Origin of the sequence: Vibrio sp. 397 (assembly GCF_033339395.1) — a bacterium.
Lineage (GTDB): Bacteria > Pseudomonadota > Gammaproteobacteria > Enterobacterales > Vibrionaceae > Vibrio > Vibrio alginolyticus.
Genome location: NZ_JAWOUN010000003.1, coordinates 199,901 through 213,155, shown reverse-complemented (window position 1 = coordinate 213,155; position 13,255 = coordinate 199,901). Strand labels below are relative to the sequence as shown.

Below are 13,255 nucleotides of genomic sequence, written 5' to 3'. Positions count from 1 at the left end.
TTACATTTCACCATGTTAGTTTTTGCATACCTTTGCAAAGGAGATAATCATGAGCAATTTTAAGCAACGTCTGAATCAAGAAACGCTATTAGGTACATTTGTTAAAACCCCTCACCCTCACATTATCGAAGTATTGGCACTGGCAGAGTTGCCTTTTGTGGTACTGGATGCCGAGCACGCACCTTTCGATCGTTTCTCGCTCGATCTGTGCATCATGGCGGCCAAAGCGAATGACCTCACGTGCGTGGTACGAGTACAAGACAGCGCCTCTTCAACCATTTTGAACGCGCTTGACTGTGGCGCGGCGGGTGTACAAATTCCCCATGTTTGTACTGCTGAGCAAGCGACGCAATTGGCGAAAATCTGCCATTACGGAGAAGGTGGCCGAGGGTATGCTGGCTCCAGTCGAGCAGCGAAATACGCCACCAAGCCTATGGTTGAACACTTGAAAGACAGCCGTGCGAATACGATTGTCATTGCCCAAATTGAAGATCCTCAAGGGGTCGAAAATGTTGAAGCGATTGCCAATGTTGAAGGTATTGATGCACTCTTTATTGGCCAAGTCGATCTCACTGTCGCTTATGGGGCAGATAGCGTTCATGACGAGAAAGTCGCGCAAGCAAGTATGCGAGTAATCGAAGCGGCCAGAGCAGCCAATAAACCTGTTGGCATGTTTGTCGCGACGGCTCAACAAGCTCGGCAATGGCGTGAACTCGGCGTTAGCTTCTTTTGCGTTGGGTCTGAACACAAGATGATCATTGATGGCTTTAAACAAGAGAGAAATGTGATGAATTCTTGAGTTTTCTCTGATATTTACGCCTTATCAATGTAATGCTCTAGACACAGAAATCCCCTAGCCCATACACTCAGCACGTATGAGAAGGTTCAATGGCCTTAAATAAGGAGTATCACCATTAAAGCGAAAGTAACTTCGATCGACGTCGCGAAGATGCTCGGCGTCTCTCAATCGACGGTATCTAGAGCATTCAGCCCGACTGCGAGTATTAGCGAGAAGAAACGCAAAATGGTGATGGATGCCGCAGCTAAGCTCGGATACACACCGAATGCCATCGCCCGAGGTCTGATTTCGAATCGTTCAGGCTTAGTGGCGATTGCGTTAGATAGCGAATCAAACCCAATGTACGACATGCAATCTCGTGCTTTGGCTGTCGAAATTCAAAAGCGAGGCGGACAAGTTGTGCTTTGCCCTATCGACAAGGACGACCTCGATCTCGCCATTTCACGCGCCATTGAATACCAAGTGGACGGACTCGTTATCGCCACCAGCCGTTTAACCTCACGCGCGTTTGCCCAATGCGAAAAGTTTGGCGTTCATTTAAGCTTGATCAACCGCTACGCCGAGGGTATTAATGCCAATAGCTCTGGTATTGACAACCGATTGGCGGGCCAACAAGCAGCCGAGTATTTAACGCAGAAAGGCGCAAAACAGTGTGCTTACATCAGTGGCGATGCTGGCTCCATGACCAGTGAAGAGCGTTGGCTGGGTTTCTCTTCAAAATTGCAAGAACTCGGCTCCCCGTCACCAACCTTTATCCAAGCCAAGTACAGCTTTGAAGCAGGCTTAGAAGCGGCGAAAGCGATCTTGTCGCACACTAGCAAACCCGATGCAATTTTTTGTGCAAACGACATCCTCGCCATGGGTGTGATGGATGGCTTGCGACAAGCCGGAGCAAAGATCCCCCAAGACTTCTCTGTGATGGGTGTAGATAACATTCCGATGTCTGCATGGCCGAGCTATGATTTGACCACCATTGCTCAACCAGTCGACAAAATTGTTAAACGAGCGGTTGAAGATTTGATGAATCGAATCAACGGCAACCTGGATGCAACTGGCGAATACCTTTTCGAGCAAGGCACCTTGATCGAACGTAGTAGCACCATTTAATAAATCCATTTTTATTCATTCTTCATAAACAAAATGCCTTGCTTTCGAGTAAGGCATTTTCTGTGATCACGATTAAATTTTCACCAATCGTTATTTAATTCCTCATCAATTCATCAATCTTGTTATTGACTTGTTACTTTAATGTTTTATTTTGGATTCGTATGCAAAATGGATATGAATTGCTCAACTAATTTATAAAAACATAAAAAGTTGTGTGACTTGCCGACGAATGCCAATGGCAGGTCATACCAGAAACAAGGAAGAACGATGAAGAAAGTAATCCTTACTTCACTTACCGCACTGGGGCTTGCATTTAGCAGTATGAATACGTTTGCAACCAGTGTTATTCGTCTTGCTCATGACAGTCAAGAAACCTCTCCCGTACACAAAGCAATGCTCTATTTCGAACAAGAAGTGGAAGCTCGCTCAAACGGTGAGATAGAAGTTGAAATCTATCCGGCGAGACAACTAGGCGATGTGCGTGAGACGACTGAACTCGTACAGCAAGGCAACTTACAAATGACGTTTGGTGCGTCAGTTTTACTCTCTCCCTACGTCCCAGAGTTTAACGTGCTCGACGTGTTCTACCTTTTTGATAGCGAAGAGCAAGCACACAAAGCGCTCGACAGTGAGAAGATCGGACAACCATTGTTGAATGTTATGGAATCAAAAGGCTTTCATGGACTTGGCTTTATGGAGGTCGGCTTTCGTAGCGTGACCAACAACAAACAGCCAATTGATAGTATTGAGGACCTGAAAGGGCTAAAGATTCGCTCGGCATCTAACCCCACTCAAATAAGCGCGTGGAAATCTATTGGTACTGCGCCAACACCTCTGTCTTGGGGAGAAATTTTCACCTCGTTACAACAAGGCCTGATTAACGCTCAAGAAAGTGCTATCTACTCTATTTATGCCGAACGTTTTTACGAGGCACAAAAGTACCTCTCTTTAACTAACCATATATACACCAACTACGTGTTGTTCATGAACAAATCGTTTTGGGATTCACTGCCGGCCGCACAACAAGCGCTGATCAGTGAAGTAAGCAAAGAAACCATCGCAAAACAGCGTGAGCTCGCCGCGCAGCAAAACCAAGAAGTAATCAAAGAGCTCGAAGCAAAAGGCATGACGGTTAACATCGTCCCAGACGAGGTACGCAGCATCATGAAAGAGAAAATGAATGCGGCCGTGTACCAGGACTTGCGCAGTAAAACGGGTAAAGACTTGTTTGACAACGTGATGGCCGAGATAGAACGCCTATAACTCCCACTCTTTTGCACGATCTGGCAACAGGTCGTGCTTTCTCGTTTTGGAGGTGAACATGAAGTGGTTTCGCTTACTAGACAAATACCTAGAACCAACCCTTATCGTTATCGCGATCTCAACGATGACAACTTTACTGTGCTTGCAAATCGCCCTACGCCTGTTCGATGCAACGATCGCGTGGGCTGAAGAGCTGGCTCGTTATTTATTCGTATGGGCGATGTACCTGAGCATCAGCTACTGTATCCGAGATGATCGACACATCCGCATTCGTGTGTTCATCGATAAACTTCCGGGCAATTGGACGCAATTCAGTTTGATTGTCTCTGATCTTATCTACCTTGCCTTTAGTGCAACTGTCGCCTGGTTTGGATTTAAGGTTATAAACCGCAGCCTGCAACTCGGTCAGATTGCACCCGCAATGGAAATTCCTATTGCGTGTTTGTATGCCTCTGTTTTAGTTTGCGCAATCTTAAGCTGCGTGCGCTTGGTAACCAGCATTTATCAACGTGTGAACGCGTGCTCCACCAGCAATGAACGAGTTCGCTTTTCTCGCCAACGCTATCGCCATATCAAAGCAAAGTACCGTACTTCTAATCGACTATTGGAGTTTAACGCATGACGTCTGCACTTTTGTTTGGCAGCTTTGGTCTGCTTCTGCTCATTGGCGTTCCGGTCGGTATTGCTCTGGCGGCAGCCAGTATGGTCGCGATACTCAGTCTGCCATTTCTTAACATCGAGTTTTTAGTCCAAGGAATGGTAACAGGGCTCGACTCTTTCCCTCTCCTCGCCGTCGTTCTTTTTACCTTGGCAGGTAACCTTATGAGCCAAGGAGGGATCTCAAAACGATTATTGCATGTGGCGGAGGTCTTCTTTGGCCACTTTACTGGTGGGCTTGGCATCGTCGCCATTGTGGCGTGCATGTTCTTCGCTTCCATCTCTGGTACGGGGTCTGCCACTGTTGCCGCTATCGGCCTGACGATGATTCCCTCGATGGTGAAGAAAGGCTACGACCGCAGCTTTGCCGGTGCCTTGATAGCCTCTTCCGGCGGAATTGGCGTCATTATTCCACCCTCTGTGGTGATGATCGTCTACGCGATCACTGCTGAAGTCTCCGTCACTAAGATGTTCATGGCGGGAATCATTCCTGGCTTGGTCGTCGGTATGGTATTGATCGGCTACTGTCTAATTGTCTCAAAAATGCGGGGCTACACCGGTAACGAGCACAGAGCGACTTGGGCAGAGCGTCTTGATGCGTTAAAAGAAGCCAGTTGGGCAATGCTACTACCCGTTATCATTCTCGGTGGCATCTATTCCGGAATCTTCACGCCTACCGAATCAGCCGCCATTGGTGTGCTCTATGGCTTGTTCTTTGGCATGTTTGTTTATAAAGAGCTCAAACCAGCGCAAGTTGTGAAAATCATTCTAGAGTCGTCAGTGTTAGTTGGCGCAGTGCTCGTTATTGTGGGTGCGTCCGTGACGTTTGGCCGCATATTGACCCTAGAACGTCTACCGACCGAGATTGCTCAGTTCATTCTATCGATTACCGAAAACAAACTTCTGATACTGCTTTGCATCAATGTTCTGTTGTTGCTCGTCGGTACCTTTATGGAAACGCTGGCGGCCATTGTTATTCTCACGCCAATTCTGTTACCCATTACGTCAGCACTCGGCATGGATCCCGTTCATTTTGGTATCGTGATGATCGTGAACTTGGCCATTGGCTTTGTTACGCCTCCTCTGGGTGCCAACCTGTTTATGGCAAGTCAGGTAGGCAAAGTACCGATAGAGTCGCTCTCTAAAGCCATCATGGGTTGGATTGGTGCAATGATAGTGGCGTTGATGTTGATTACCTTCATCCCTGCCATCTCGCTATCGTTACCTGCGCTTTTATCCTGATCGTTGCACTCATAGAGCGCTTATGACTGTTATAGCCACTAGATAAACACCTTTCTAGTGGCTTATTCGTTATTTACTTCCGATTTAATAAAAAAGCCTTTAAGCATTCGTATGCAAAAGGAAAATTTGAAAGATATAAGGATAATTGACACCAAAATAGCTGAATATTAGCGATAAAGTCTATTTGGGTGCCTTGATCTGCATGATTATCAGTTTTGGCTTAATCATTTGTTTCCATTCAAACAGATAAAAATAAATTAAGCGATTAAAAAACAATAAGATATTAGGAAATTCATACAAAAAACTTTGACCTCCTTTCTTATTAACACGTCTCGATAAGAGATAGCTTCCATCTCTCCTGTACTTTTTTAGTTTATTTTCCGCTCAATTGTTAAAAATCTGATCATCAGCACGCTATTTAAACAATCGAAAAACAATCCGTTGACAAAATGGCAACATGATATATTTTGAATACGTAATCAAAACATAATTATTCAATTACGGAGGTGATTTATGGCCATGGTTGGCTTCGATGAAAAGTGGCGTGATTTTCCCGACTACATTCTTGGTATCACAAAAGAGATTTGGGAAGACCGAGGTTTAAACACCTTAGAACACTACTACTCTCCCGACATTGTTGTGCGTACTCCACTCTCTATCGTTCAAGGAAACGAAGGGGTGATCAGTGCAACAATGGCGACACTGGCCGAGTTTCCCGATCGCACGCTATATGGCGAAGACGTCATTTGGTCAGGCACCCCAGAGCAAGGCATGCTTTCTTCTCATCGAATCATCTCTACTGCAACACACAGTGGCAACGGCTTCTACGGGCAAGCCTCGAACCGCAAACTTCGTTTCCGTATTATCGCAGATTGCCACGCTATCAATAACCAAATCAATGACGAATGGTTGGTTCGCGATCAAGCCGATATCGCGAAACAACTGGGTATGACGTCAGAAGAGTTTGCACGCCAACAAATCGAATTTGAAGGTGGCGTGGAATCAAGCCCATTTCCGTTCACACCTGAAGTCGACATTCCTGGACCTTATTTGGGCGTAGGCAACGACAACGAATATGGTCAGCGCTACGAAGCAATTCTCAGAAGCCTTATGAATGCCGAGTTCTCTATAGTACCGAAAGAGTACGACCGCGCTTGCATCGGCGAATACACTGGCGGTCAAACTGCCCTATCACACTCGGAAGTCGATCATTTTTGGATGGCACTTCGTGCGTCTTTCCCAAATGCTCAATTTACCGTTCACCATCGTATTGGCCGAGATGACGACATGATGTCACCACGCGCTGCAATTCGATGGTCTTTGCACGGTAAGCATGAGGGATATGGGATGTTTGGTAAACCTTCAGGAAAAGAGGTTTACATCATGGGGATCAGCCACGCTGAGTTTGGCCCTTGGGGTCTTCGTCGCGAATTCACTTTGTTTGACGAGACCGCAATCTGGAAGCAAATCCTGCTTCAGCAAGGCTAACGGCTGACTAAACACTATTTATTAAAATCACAGACAGTAAGGAAGCAACATGTCACTCAACATCATCGAACAGTTCTACCAGAACTACTTCAAAGCCGCAGACATCGAGCAAAAACAGGCCGCTCTGCAAACTTTGAACCCTGACGTAAAATGGTGCGTGGCGCACCCTGTGAACGATCTTAATGGCCCAGATGCAACCCACGAATCTTTCCTCTCACCACTTGTTAATGCTTTGCCTGACGCCGAGCGCCGACCAATAATTGTGATGCACGGCGAATACGAAGGTCGCACTTGGTACAACTCTACCGGCTATTTTATCGGTACATTTGAACAACCACTGTTTGGCATCCCAGCAACAGGGAAAACACTCTACTTGCGTTACACCGAAATGGTGTGTGTGGAGAACGACCAAATCACCGAATCTTACATGATCCCAGACTTCATCGACGCGATGAATCAAGCAGGCTGCAACCCTCTTCGTAAAAGCTTAGGTCACGATGGCTTGGTCCCTTCTCCTGCGACTTCTAATGGTATCCAACATTCTGTTGTGTCTTTGGAAGAAAGTGAAAAGAGCGCCCAGCTGGTTGAAGATATGCTGTCTTGCTTGGGTCGTTTTGATGGCAAAGATCTTTTCTCGATGGATCTTGAAAACTACTGGCACAATGACTTCATGTGGTACGGCCCTGCTGGTATTGGTACTACGCGCGGTATCAAAGGTTTCCGTAACCACCATCAAGCGCCATTTGTGTTTGCCTTCCCTGACCGAAGTGTCGATATTGAGGTCAATTTTTTGGCCAAAAATGACTACGTATCCACAGGTGGTTGGCCACATATGCATGGTACTCACACTGGTCACAGTGGCTGGCTCGGTCTTGCCCCAACCGGAAAACACATCGAACTTCGCGTTATGGACATTTGGCGACGCGAAGGCGATTTACTGAAGGAAAACTGGGTGGCGATCGACATCGTTCATATCCTGCTGCAACTTGGCTATGACGTGTTTGCACAAATGAAAGAACAGTTAGAAGGACCTAATTATGCATGAGTTTGGCGCACTTAACTGGAGCATCCTTGGTGGATACATAGCCCTAACGCTAGTATTGGGTGCGGTGATTGGTAAGCGAGTAACTTCAGCTAGCCAATTCGCTTTGGGTGATAAGAGCATCCCTTGGTGGGCGATCGGTATTTCTGTCGTTTGTACTTACGTGAGTGCCATGTCGTTCCTTGGCGGGCCAGCTTGGTCTTACAAAGAAGGCCTGTCGGTTATCGCGATTCACCTCAATTATCCGCTGGTGATCTTCTTCATCGTGGCTGTGTTTATGCCGTTTTTCTACAACAACGGTTTAACCTCTATCTACGAGTATCAAGAACGACGCTTCGGTAAGGCTTCACGACTGACTTTGTCGTTTATCTTCCTTATCAAACAAGCATTGAGCTCGGCAGCCGTACTCTATGCGACAGCAATGATTTTAGAGTTCATTACTGGTATCGACGTGATGTACTGCATCATGATCGTCACTGCAATTGCCCTTATCTACACCGTAATGGGCGGTATCGCGGCTGTCATTTGGACCGATGTGATTCAAGCAGTAATCTTATTTATTGGCGCATTCATCATCATTGAAGCCGTTTGGAATGGCATGCCTGCTCCAATGACGGAGGTCATGGCAGAACTCAAAGCGAAAGGAATGACCGATGCCCTACAGACAAGTTTTGACCTAAGCCAAGTAACGACGGTATGGGCTGGTGTTATCGCAATGACGATGTTCCACACCACCGTGTATGGCGGTAACCAGATGATGGTACAACGATGTATGGCCGCGAAAAACATGGGCGATGCGAAAAAGGCAATGCTGATGATGGGCTACGTGGCCTTCTTTATTTACTTTGTCTTTATCTTGCTTGGCGTCCTGTTCAACGCTTATTACGACGGTAAAGAGTTCGAAAACGGCAACACCATCATTCTTCATTATGCGAGTGAATATGGAATGCCAGGCTTGATGGGCATCATTGCCGCTGCGATTCTGGCGGCAAGTATGTCGAGTCTCGATTCCGCATTTAACTCAATGGCGACCGTTTCTGTGGCTGACTTTTACAAACGCTTCTACAAGCAAAACGAGTCGGAAGAGCATTACTTAAAGGTATCGCGTTTCTTCACGGTGGCGTGGGCGATTTTGGTCATCATTCCAGCGATCATGTTTGCCACCAGCACAGGCTCGGTACTGGAAGTGCTGAGTAAGGCAGGCTCTTACTTTGTCGGTGCGAGCTTCTGTATGTTCGTCCTTGGTTTCTACTCAAAACACATTACGGAAAAAGGCTTGTTAATTGGCGTTGCTGCTAGCTTCTTGGTGATCTGGTATGTAGCCGTTGCGACCGATATTGCGTGGCCTTGGTATTGCGTGATTGGCGTCCTTGTGAATGCCGTTGTCGCTTACATTGCTAGCCTTCTCCTGACGGGTAAACAAGATGAAATGCATCTTTACACAGTGAAAGGCCAGCAAGCGGAATATGCTCGTCTAAATAAACCAATCAAGGAAGATGGTTGGTATGTCGTTCCCGGTAAAATCGATGCTCCATGTTATGGCTTACTAGTGATGTTTGTATTCTCGATCGTGATGCTTTGGGGGATCAACGCGTTTACCGACAACGCTCCTATGCTGATTAACTTTATGCGTGGCTGCTCTATTCTTGTCGCTACCGCTTGCATCGGATACACGGGGTATTCACTCCTCTCCCCAAAACGTAAAGTTGCAGTCAAACAAGCAAATTAATGTTCTTTACGTAGATACTGTACGTCCAACAAACGGACAGTATCTACGCTCTAGATCTAGTGATAGCTCAAAGCAAACCAAATGGGTTAACCCACATTTTGCTTTTTAACACTCCAAAGCCATTATTCTACTTAGGATACCCTGTCAGAACATTTATGAATACGTACCTATTTATGCTAGTCTTATGACCTCAATTACTGGCAACTAAGTTTTATTCATGAAATCAATTAAACACGTAGTCACATCAAAAGATGTGGCAAAGATGGCAGGCGTCTCTCAATCTACTGTATCGCGCGTGTTTGTTCCGGGTAGCTCAGTATCCGAAAAGACCAAGCAAAAAGTCTTTGAAGCGGCTAAAGCCCTTAACTACCGCCCTAACGCCTTTGCACGTAGCCTGACCACAAACGAATCGAAATTGATAGGTTTGGTGTTTCCTGATGCGGATTACCCTATCCATATGAAAACACTGCAATTAATTTCCAGTGAGTTACAGAAAAAAGGTTATTCTGCCGTATTGATTCCATGGCAAGTGGATGAAGAAGAGGGTCACTCAATCCCAAATATCTTCCAGTATCGCGTCGATGGTGTCATTGCCGCTTCCGCAACCTTCAATAAGTCCCTTTATGAAGAATGTGAAGAGTTTAATATCCCAATTGTTCAATACGCACGAGTTGTTGAAGGTACTAGGAGTAGCTACGTTATCAGTGACAACTACGAAGCAGGCCAACAAGCCGCGCAACTTCTGCATAAAAGTGGCGTGAAGAACGCGGTTTATTTGACGGGAGAAGTGCCAACCTTTACGAATGACGAACGCCAAAGCGGCTTCTGCTCTGAATTTGAAGACCTAACCGGCAAGACGCCACGCATCATTGAAGCCAGTTATGACTACGCGAGCTCACTTGATAAAGTCCGTGCCATACTGGCAGACAAAAATCGGCCTGAAGCGGTGTTCTGTGCAACCGATAACCTTGCGATGGCGGTCATGGATATCGCCCGTATAGAATGCGGGTTGAGGATTCCTCAGGACTTACAAGTCATTGGTTTTGATAATATTCCGCAGACAGAATGGTTAAGCTATCAATTAACCACGTTCCGCCAGGATTTCCGTCGCCTCGCTCGCGAATGCGTGAAGATCATTGTTGATCAAATTAATACGAAAAACGGAAGCCTAGTAAAAATGATGGTGCCAGTGAAGTTAATCGAGCGACAGACAACAAAAGCTTAAATAGCTATAGCCAGCCATTCGGTTGGCTTTTTTATGTGCCTCTGACTCCCAAACGGCTCATTTAGTGTTGTCAGCATTAATGAACTCATGTATATTTATGAGCCATTACACTATATGAACCAAACAAAAAAAGGCTCATAATCCTTATGACCACGTATCTTTACACTCGTTATTCGCCAAAAAATCGAGCTTACCAAGAGCACCTTAATACTCTAAAAGCTTTTGCGCCCGAAGCTCAGCATTTTGAGGATAAGGTTCGTGGTTGCATGCCTCCAACCGAGAGAGAGGCATTCTTACGACTGCTCGATTCCGTCAGAGCTGGGGATACGATTGTGCTCTGGTGGCTGACCGCATTTGGTCGCGACTTTAGTCAAGCATTGAACACGATAAAAATGCTACTCGATAAAGGGGTAACATTGAAAACTGTATGTGAATCAATAACTTTTGAGCCAGGTTCTGTTCAGACTCAAACACTACTCACAGTGTTATCTGGATATGGGAAAGTGCAGACTGAACATCGCCTGTTTGCCGCAGAGCAAGGGCGACAGGCCATTAAAGAGCAGCCAGAATTATGGAAACAGAAGTTTCGCGGCCGCCCCGCAAACAAAACCAAACACCAACAGATCGCAACGTTACTGCTAGAAGGCTACACATTGCAAAACGTAGCAGAGCAATGCGAAGTCAGTCTATCGACTGTGAAGCGGGTCAAAGCAAAGCTAAATGAAGTGGATGACGAAGGCGGCTTAAGCTCACGACGCCAAAAAGGTTGTTTGAATGGAGACCAGTCATGAGTCGCCCAATCAACTTTCATACTATACTACTCGCCTGTCTTATTATTAGCGTTGGCCAGTTGAGCATGGGGCTAGTTATGCCCTCTTTGCCATGGATAGCAAAAGACTTTTCCATCTCCCTCGACCAAGCTCAACTGCTTGTGAGTATTTATTTGCTCGGCTTCGGCCCCTCTCAATTTATCTACGGGCCAGTGTCAGATGCTTTAGGACGAAAAAGAGTATTACTTACCGGTTTACTCATCGCGATGTCTGGTCTGCTGATAATTATTTTCTTCAGTGACACATTTACAGGGATGGTGATGGGGCGCTTTTTACAAGGGTTAGGTACAGGATGCTGCGCGGTACTCGCGAGGGCGTCGACTCGAGATAGATTTAGCGGGGATGAACTCCCAGTGGCAATGTCTTACATCGCCATGGCGGCTTCAATCACGCCACTTATTGCACCTGTGATTGGCGGCTTTATCAACTTCCACTTCGGTTGGAGTATGGTGTTTATTTCTCTGTTGGGCTATGTCTCGCTGGCTTGGGTAATCATCGCCTTTAAGTTCACAGAAACCATCACAAAACGTTCTGTCATTCCGTCACCCCGAAAAATGTTACTCCAATACAAGAGCTTACTTACGTCTCGTTACTTTATGAGTTTCGCCAGTATCAGTTGGTTAAACTTCAGCTTAATGATTACGACAGTCTCTGTGATGCCATTTATCATGCAAGATCAAATTGGCATGACCTCCGCTCAATACGCGATGTGGGCGCTCATTCCCGCTTTGGGTATGTTATGTGGTACCACGATTTGTAACCGAGTAAGGCCAATTATTGGCAATAAAAAAATGCTGCTCTGCACCCCATTTCTTCACCTCGCTGCCGCAATATGGTTATTTTTCTGTCCTGTTGAGCCTCTATTTCTGATGCTAGGACAGCTATTAATGATCTTGGGTAATGGTATTGCCCTACCTTGTGCACAAGCGATGGTAATGCAACCTTATAAAAAGCAAGCAGGTGCCGCAGCGGCAATGTCTGGTGGTGGACAAATGGTCGTCTCCTCATTGGTCAGCTTAACTCTGGTGCAGCTTGGATTGAGTCAAGCATGGCATCTAGCGATCGTTATCGTAATATTTGCATCGCTTACCTTCACCAACATTCAACGTGGCTTCAGTGCAGAGCAACCTTCAGAACGATAACAAAAAACATACTATTGTCCTTATAGTTACGACAAATCGTATAAACTTAAATTTAGGAAAAGTTGGCGGATACTAACATGATGTTGCATTTAAGAATGGGCGCCTTAACACTCGCCACATTGATATCCGCTGGCACTGATGCGAGCGCCAACGAGAACTGGCAGTTCGAGAGTGACAAGAATGGAATCACAATTTACTCCCGAGAACATAGTGACGGTTTAGTTGAGATCCGTGCCCGGATGTTCACACCCACCAGCTATGGTGCATTTTTAACGCTACTGGAAGACAGTGACAATATCCCGAACTGGATTGACAATGCCAGTCATAGCCGGGTTTTAAATCAGATATCGGCCACCGAGAACATCGTTTACACCCAGTTTAAAGCACCATGGCCTGCCAAAAATCGGGATATGGTCACCTACTCAAAGTACTGGGTCGATGAGCTGGGATTCACGATAGAAATCAAAAGCGCACCTGACTCATATCTTGCTGAACAAAATGGTTATGTTCGAATTCGCTCGGTTGATGCGACTTGGGAGTTACAAAAACTCACAAACGATACAACACTCGTGGAATACAAGGCGTTTGCTGACCCCGGAGGTCTATTGCCAAACTGGCTGATCAACAAACTCTCAAAAGAAAGTGCATGGGCGACATTTAGTAATTTAAGAAAAGAGTTACCTGAATATCAGCAATACTCTCATCCTCAAATAGATGAGTAAGCGTCGCTC

12 protein-coding genes are annotated in these 13,255 nt (G+C 46.0%); all 12 read left to right on the top strand.

Translation table 11 applies throughout. The features are described from left to right. The first annotated feature begins 49 nt into the window (after positions 1-49). The 12 genes from R7P36_RS06435 (at position 50) to R7P36_RS06380 (ending at position 13,246) form a co-directional block, all read left to right on the top strand. Positions 50-799, top strand: coding sequence for an HpcH/HpaI aldolase family protein (locus R7P36_RS06435; protein ID WP_213899063.1), 750 nt, complete (start codon positions 50-52; stop codon positions 797-799). Between the two features lie 150 nt (positions 800-949). Continuing rightward, entirely contained in the window at positions 950-1,906 is a 957-nt protein-coding gene (locus R7P36_RS06430; RefSeq protein WP_025768661.1) for a LacI family DNA-binding transcriptional regulator, read from the top strand. Positions 1,907-2,173: 267 nt separating this feature from the next. Continuing rightward, the gene (locus R7P36_RS06425; protein WP_213899062.1) at positions 2,174-3,169 is read left to right on the top strand and encodes a TRAP transporter substrate-binding protein; all 996 of its coding nucleotides are present in this window, start codon (positions 2,174-2,176) and stop codon (positions 3,167-3,169) included. A gap of 58 nt (positions 3,170-3,227) precedes the next feature. After that, complete coding sequence (locus R7P36_RS06420) at positions 3,228-3,791, top strand: TRAP transporter small permease (RefSeq protein ID WP_085569423.1); 564 nt, start codon at positions 3,228-3,230, stop codon at positions 3,789-3,791. Then, positions 3,788-5,068, top strand: coding sequence for a TRAP transporter large permease (locus tag R7P36_RS06415; RefSeq protein WP_017634488.1), 1,281 nt, complete (start codon positions 3,788-3,790; stop codon positions 5,066-5,068). Before R7P36_RS06420 ends, R7P36_RS06415 begins: the two co-directional genes overlap by 4 nt. Positions 5,069-5,581: 513 nt before the next feature. After that, a complete protein-coding gene (locus tag R7P36_RS06410) occupies positions 5,582-6,556 on the top strand; it encodes an ester cyclase (RefSeq protein ID WP_017820104.1) in 975 nt (324 codons plus the stop codon). Between the two features lie 49 nt (positions 6,557-6,605). After that, complete coding sequence (locus R7P36_RS06405; protein ID WP_054576562.1) at positions 6,606-7,601, top strand: ester cyclase; 996 nt, start codon at positions 6,606-6,608, stop codon at positions 7,599-7,601. Next, positions 7,594-9,327 (top strand): sodium:solute symporter family transporter, encoded by a 1,734-nt coding sequence (locus R7P36_RS06400; protein ID WP_213899061.1) that lies wholly within the window; start codon positions 7,594-7,596, stop codon positions 9,325-9,327. The genes R7P36_RS06405 and R7P36_RS06400 overlap by 8 nt, the downstream gene beginning before the upstream one ends. Positions 9,328-9,544: 217 nt before the next feature. Continuing rightward, positions 9,545-10,552: a LacI family DNA-binding transcriptional regulator gene (locus tag R7P36_RS06395; RefSeq protein WP_017820101.1), complete on the top strand. Its 1,008-nt coding sequence runs from the start codon at positions 9,545-9,547 to the stop codon at positions 10,550-10,552. Between the two features lie 146 nt (positions 10,553-10,698). Further along, complete coding sequence (locus tag R7P36_RS06390) at positions 10,699-11,343, top strand: recombinase family protein (protein WP_047102429.1); 645 nt, start codon at positions 10,699-10,701, stop codon at positions 11,341-11,343. After that, on the top strand, positions 11,340-12,524 hold the full coding sequence (locus tag R7P36_RS06385) for a multidrug effflux MFS transporter (protein WP_017820099.1): 1,185 nt from the start codon (positions 11,340-11,342) through the stop codon (positions 12,522-12,524). The genes R7P36_RS06390 and R7P36_RS06385 overlap by 4 nt, the downstream gene beginning before the upstream one ends. Before the next feature lie 77 nt (positions 12,525-12,601). After that, on the top strand, positions 12,602-13,246 hold the full coding sequence (locus R7P36_RS06380) for an START domain-containing protein (RefSeq protein WP_017820098.1): 645 nt from the start codon (positions 12,602-12,604) through the stop codon (positions 13,244-13,246). Positions 13,247-13,255 lie beyond the last annotated feature (9 nt).

Coding starts and splice junctions, on each gene's coding strand:
- R7P36_RS06435 (WP_213899063.1), top strand. CDS start 50: ATGAGCAATTTTAAGCAACGTCTGAATCAAGAAACGCTATTAGGTACA.
- R7P36_RS06430 (WP_025768661.1), top strand. CDS start 950: ATGCTCGGCGTCTCTCAATCGACGGTATCTAGAGCATTCAGCCCGACT.
- R7P36_RS06425 (WP_213899062.1), top strand. CDS start 2,174: ATGAAGAAAGTAATCCTTACTTCACTTACCGCACTGGGGCTTGCATTT.
- R7P36_RS06420 (WP_085569423.1), top strand. CDS start 3,228: ATGAAGTGGTTTCGCTTACTAGACAAATACCTAGAACCAACCCTTATC.
- R7P36_RS06415 (WP_017634488.1), top strand. CDS start 3,788: ATGACGTCTGCACTTTTGTTTGGCAGCTTTGGTCTGCTTCTGCTCATT.
- R7P36_RS06410 (WP_017820104.1), top strand. CDS start 5,582: ATGGCCATGGTTGGCTTCGATGAAAAGTGGCGTGATTTTCCCGACTAC.
- R7P36_RS06405 (WP_054576562.1), top strand. CDS start 6,606: ATGTCACTCAACATCATCGAACAGTTCTACCAGAACTACTTCAAAGCC.
- R7P36_RS06400 (WP_213899061.1), top strand. CDS start 7,594: ATGCATGAGTTTGGCGCACTTAACTGGAGCATCCTTGGTGGATACATA.
- R7P36_RS06395 (WP_017820101.1), top strand. CDS start 9,545: ATGAAATCAATTAAACACGTAGTCACATCAAAAGATGTGGCAAAGATG.
- R7P36_RS06390 (WP_047102429.1), top strand. CDS start 10,699: ATGACCACGTATCTTTACACTCGTTATTCGCCAAAAAATCGAGCTTAC.
- R7P36_RS06385 (WP_017820099.1), top strand. CDS start 11,340: ATGAGTCGCCCAATCAACTTTCATACTATACTACTCGCCTGTCTTATT.
- R7P36_RS06380 (WP_017820098.1), top strand. CDS start 12,602: ATGATGTTGCATTTAAGAATGGGCGCCTTAACACTCGCCACATTGATA.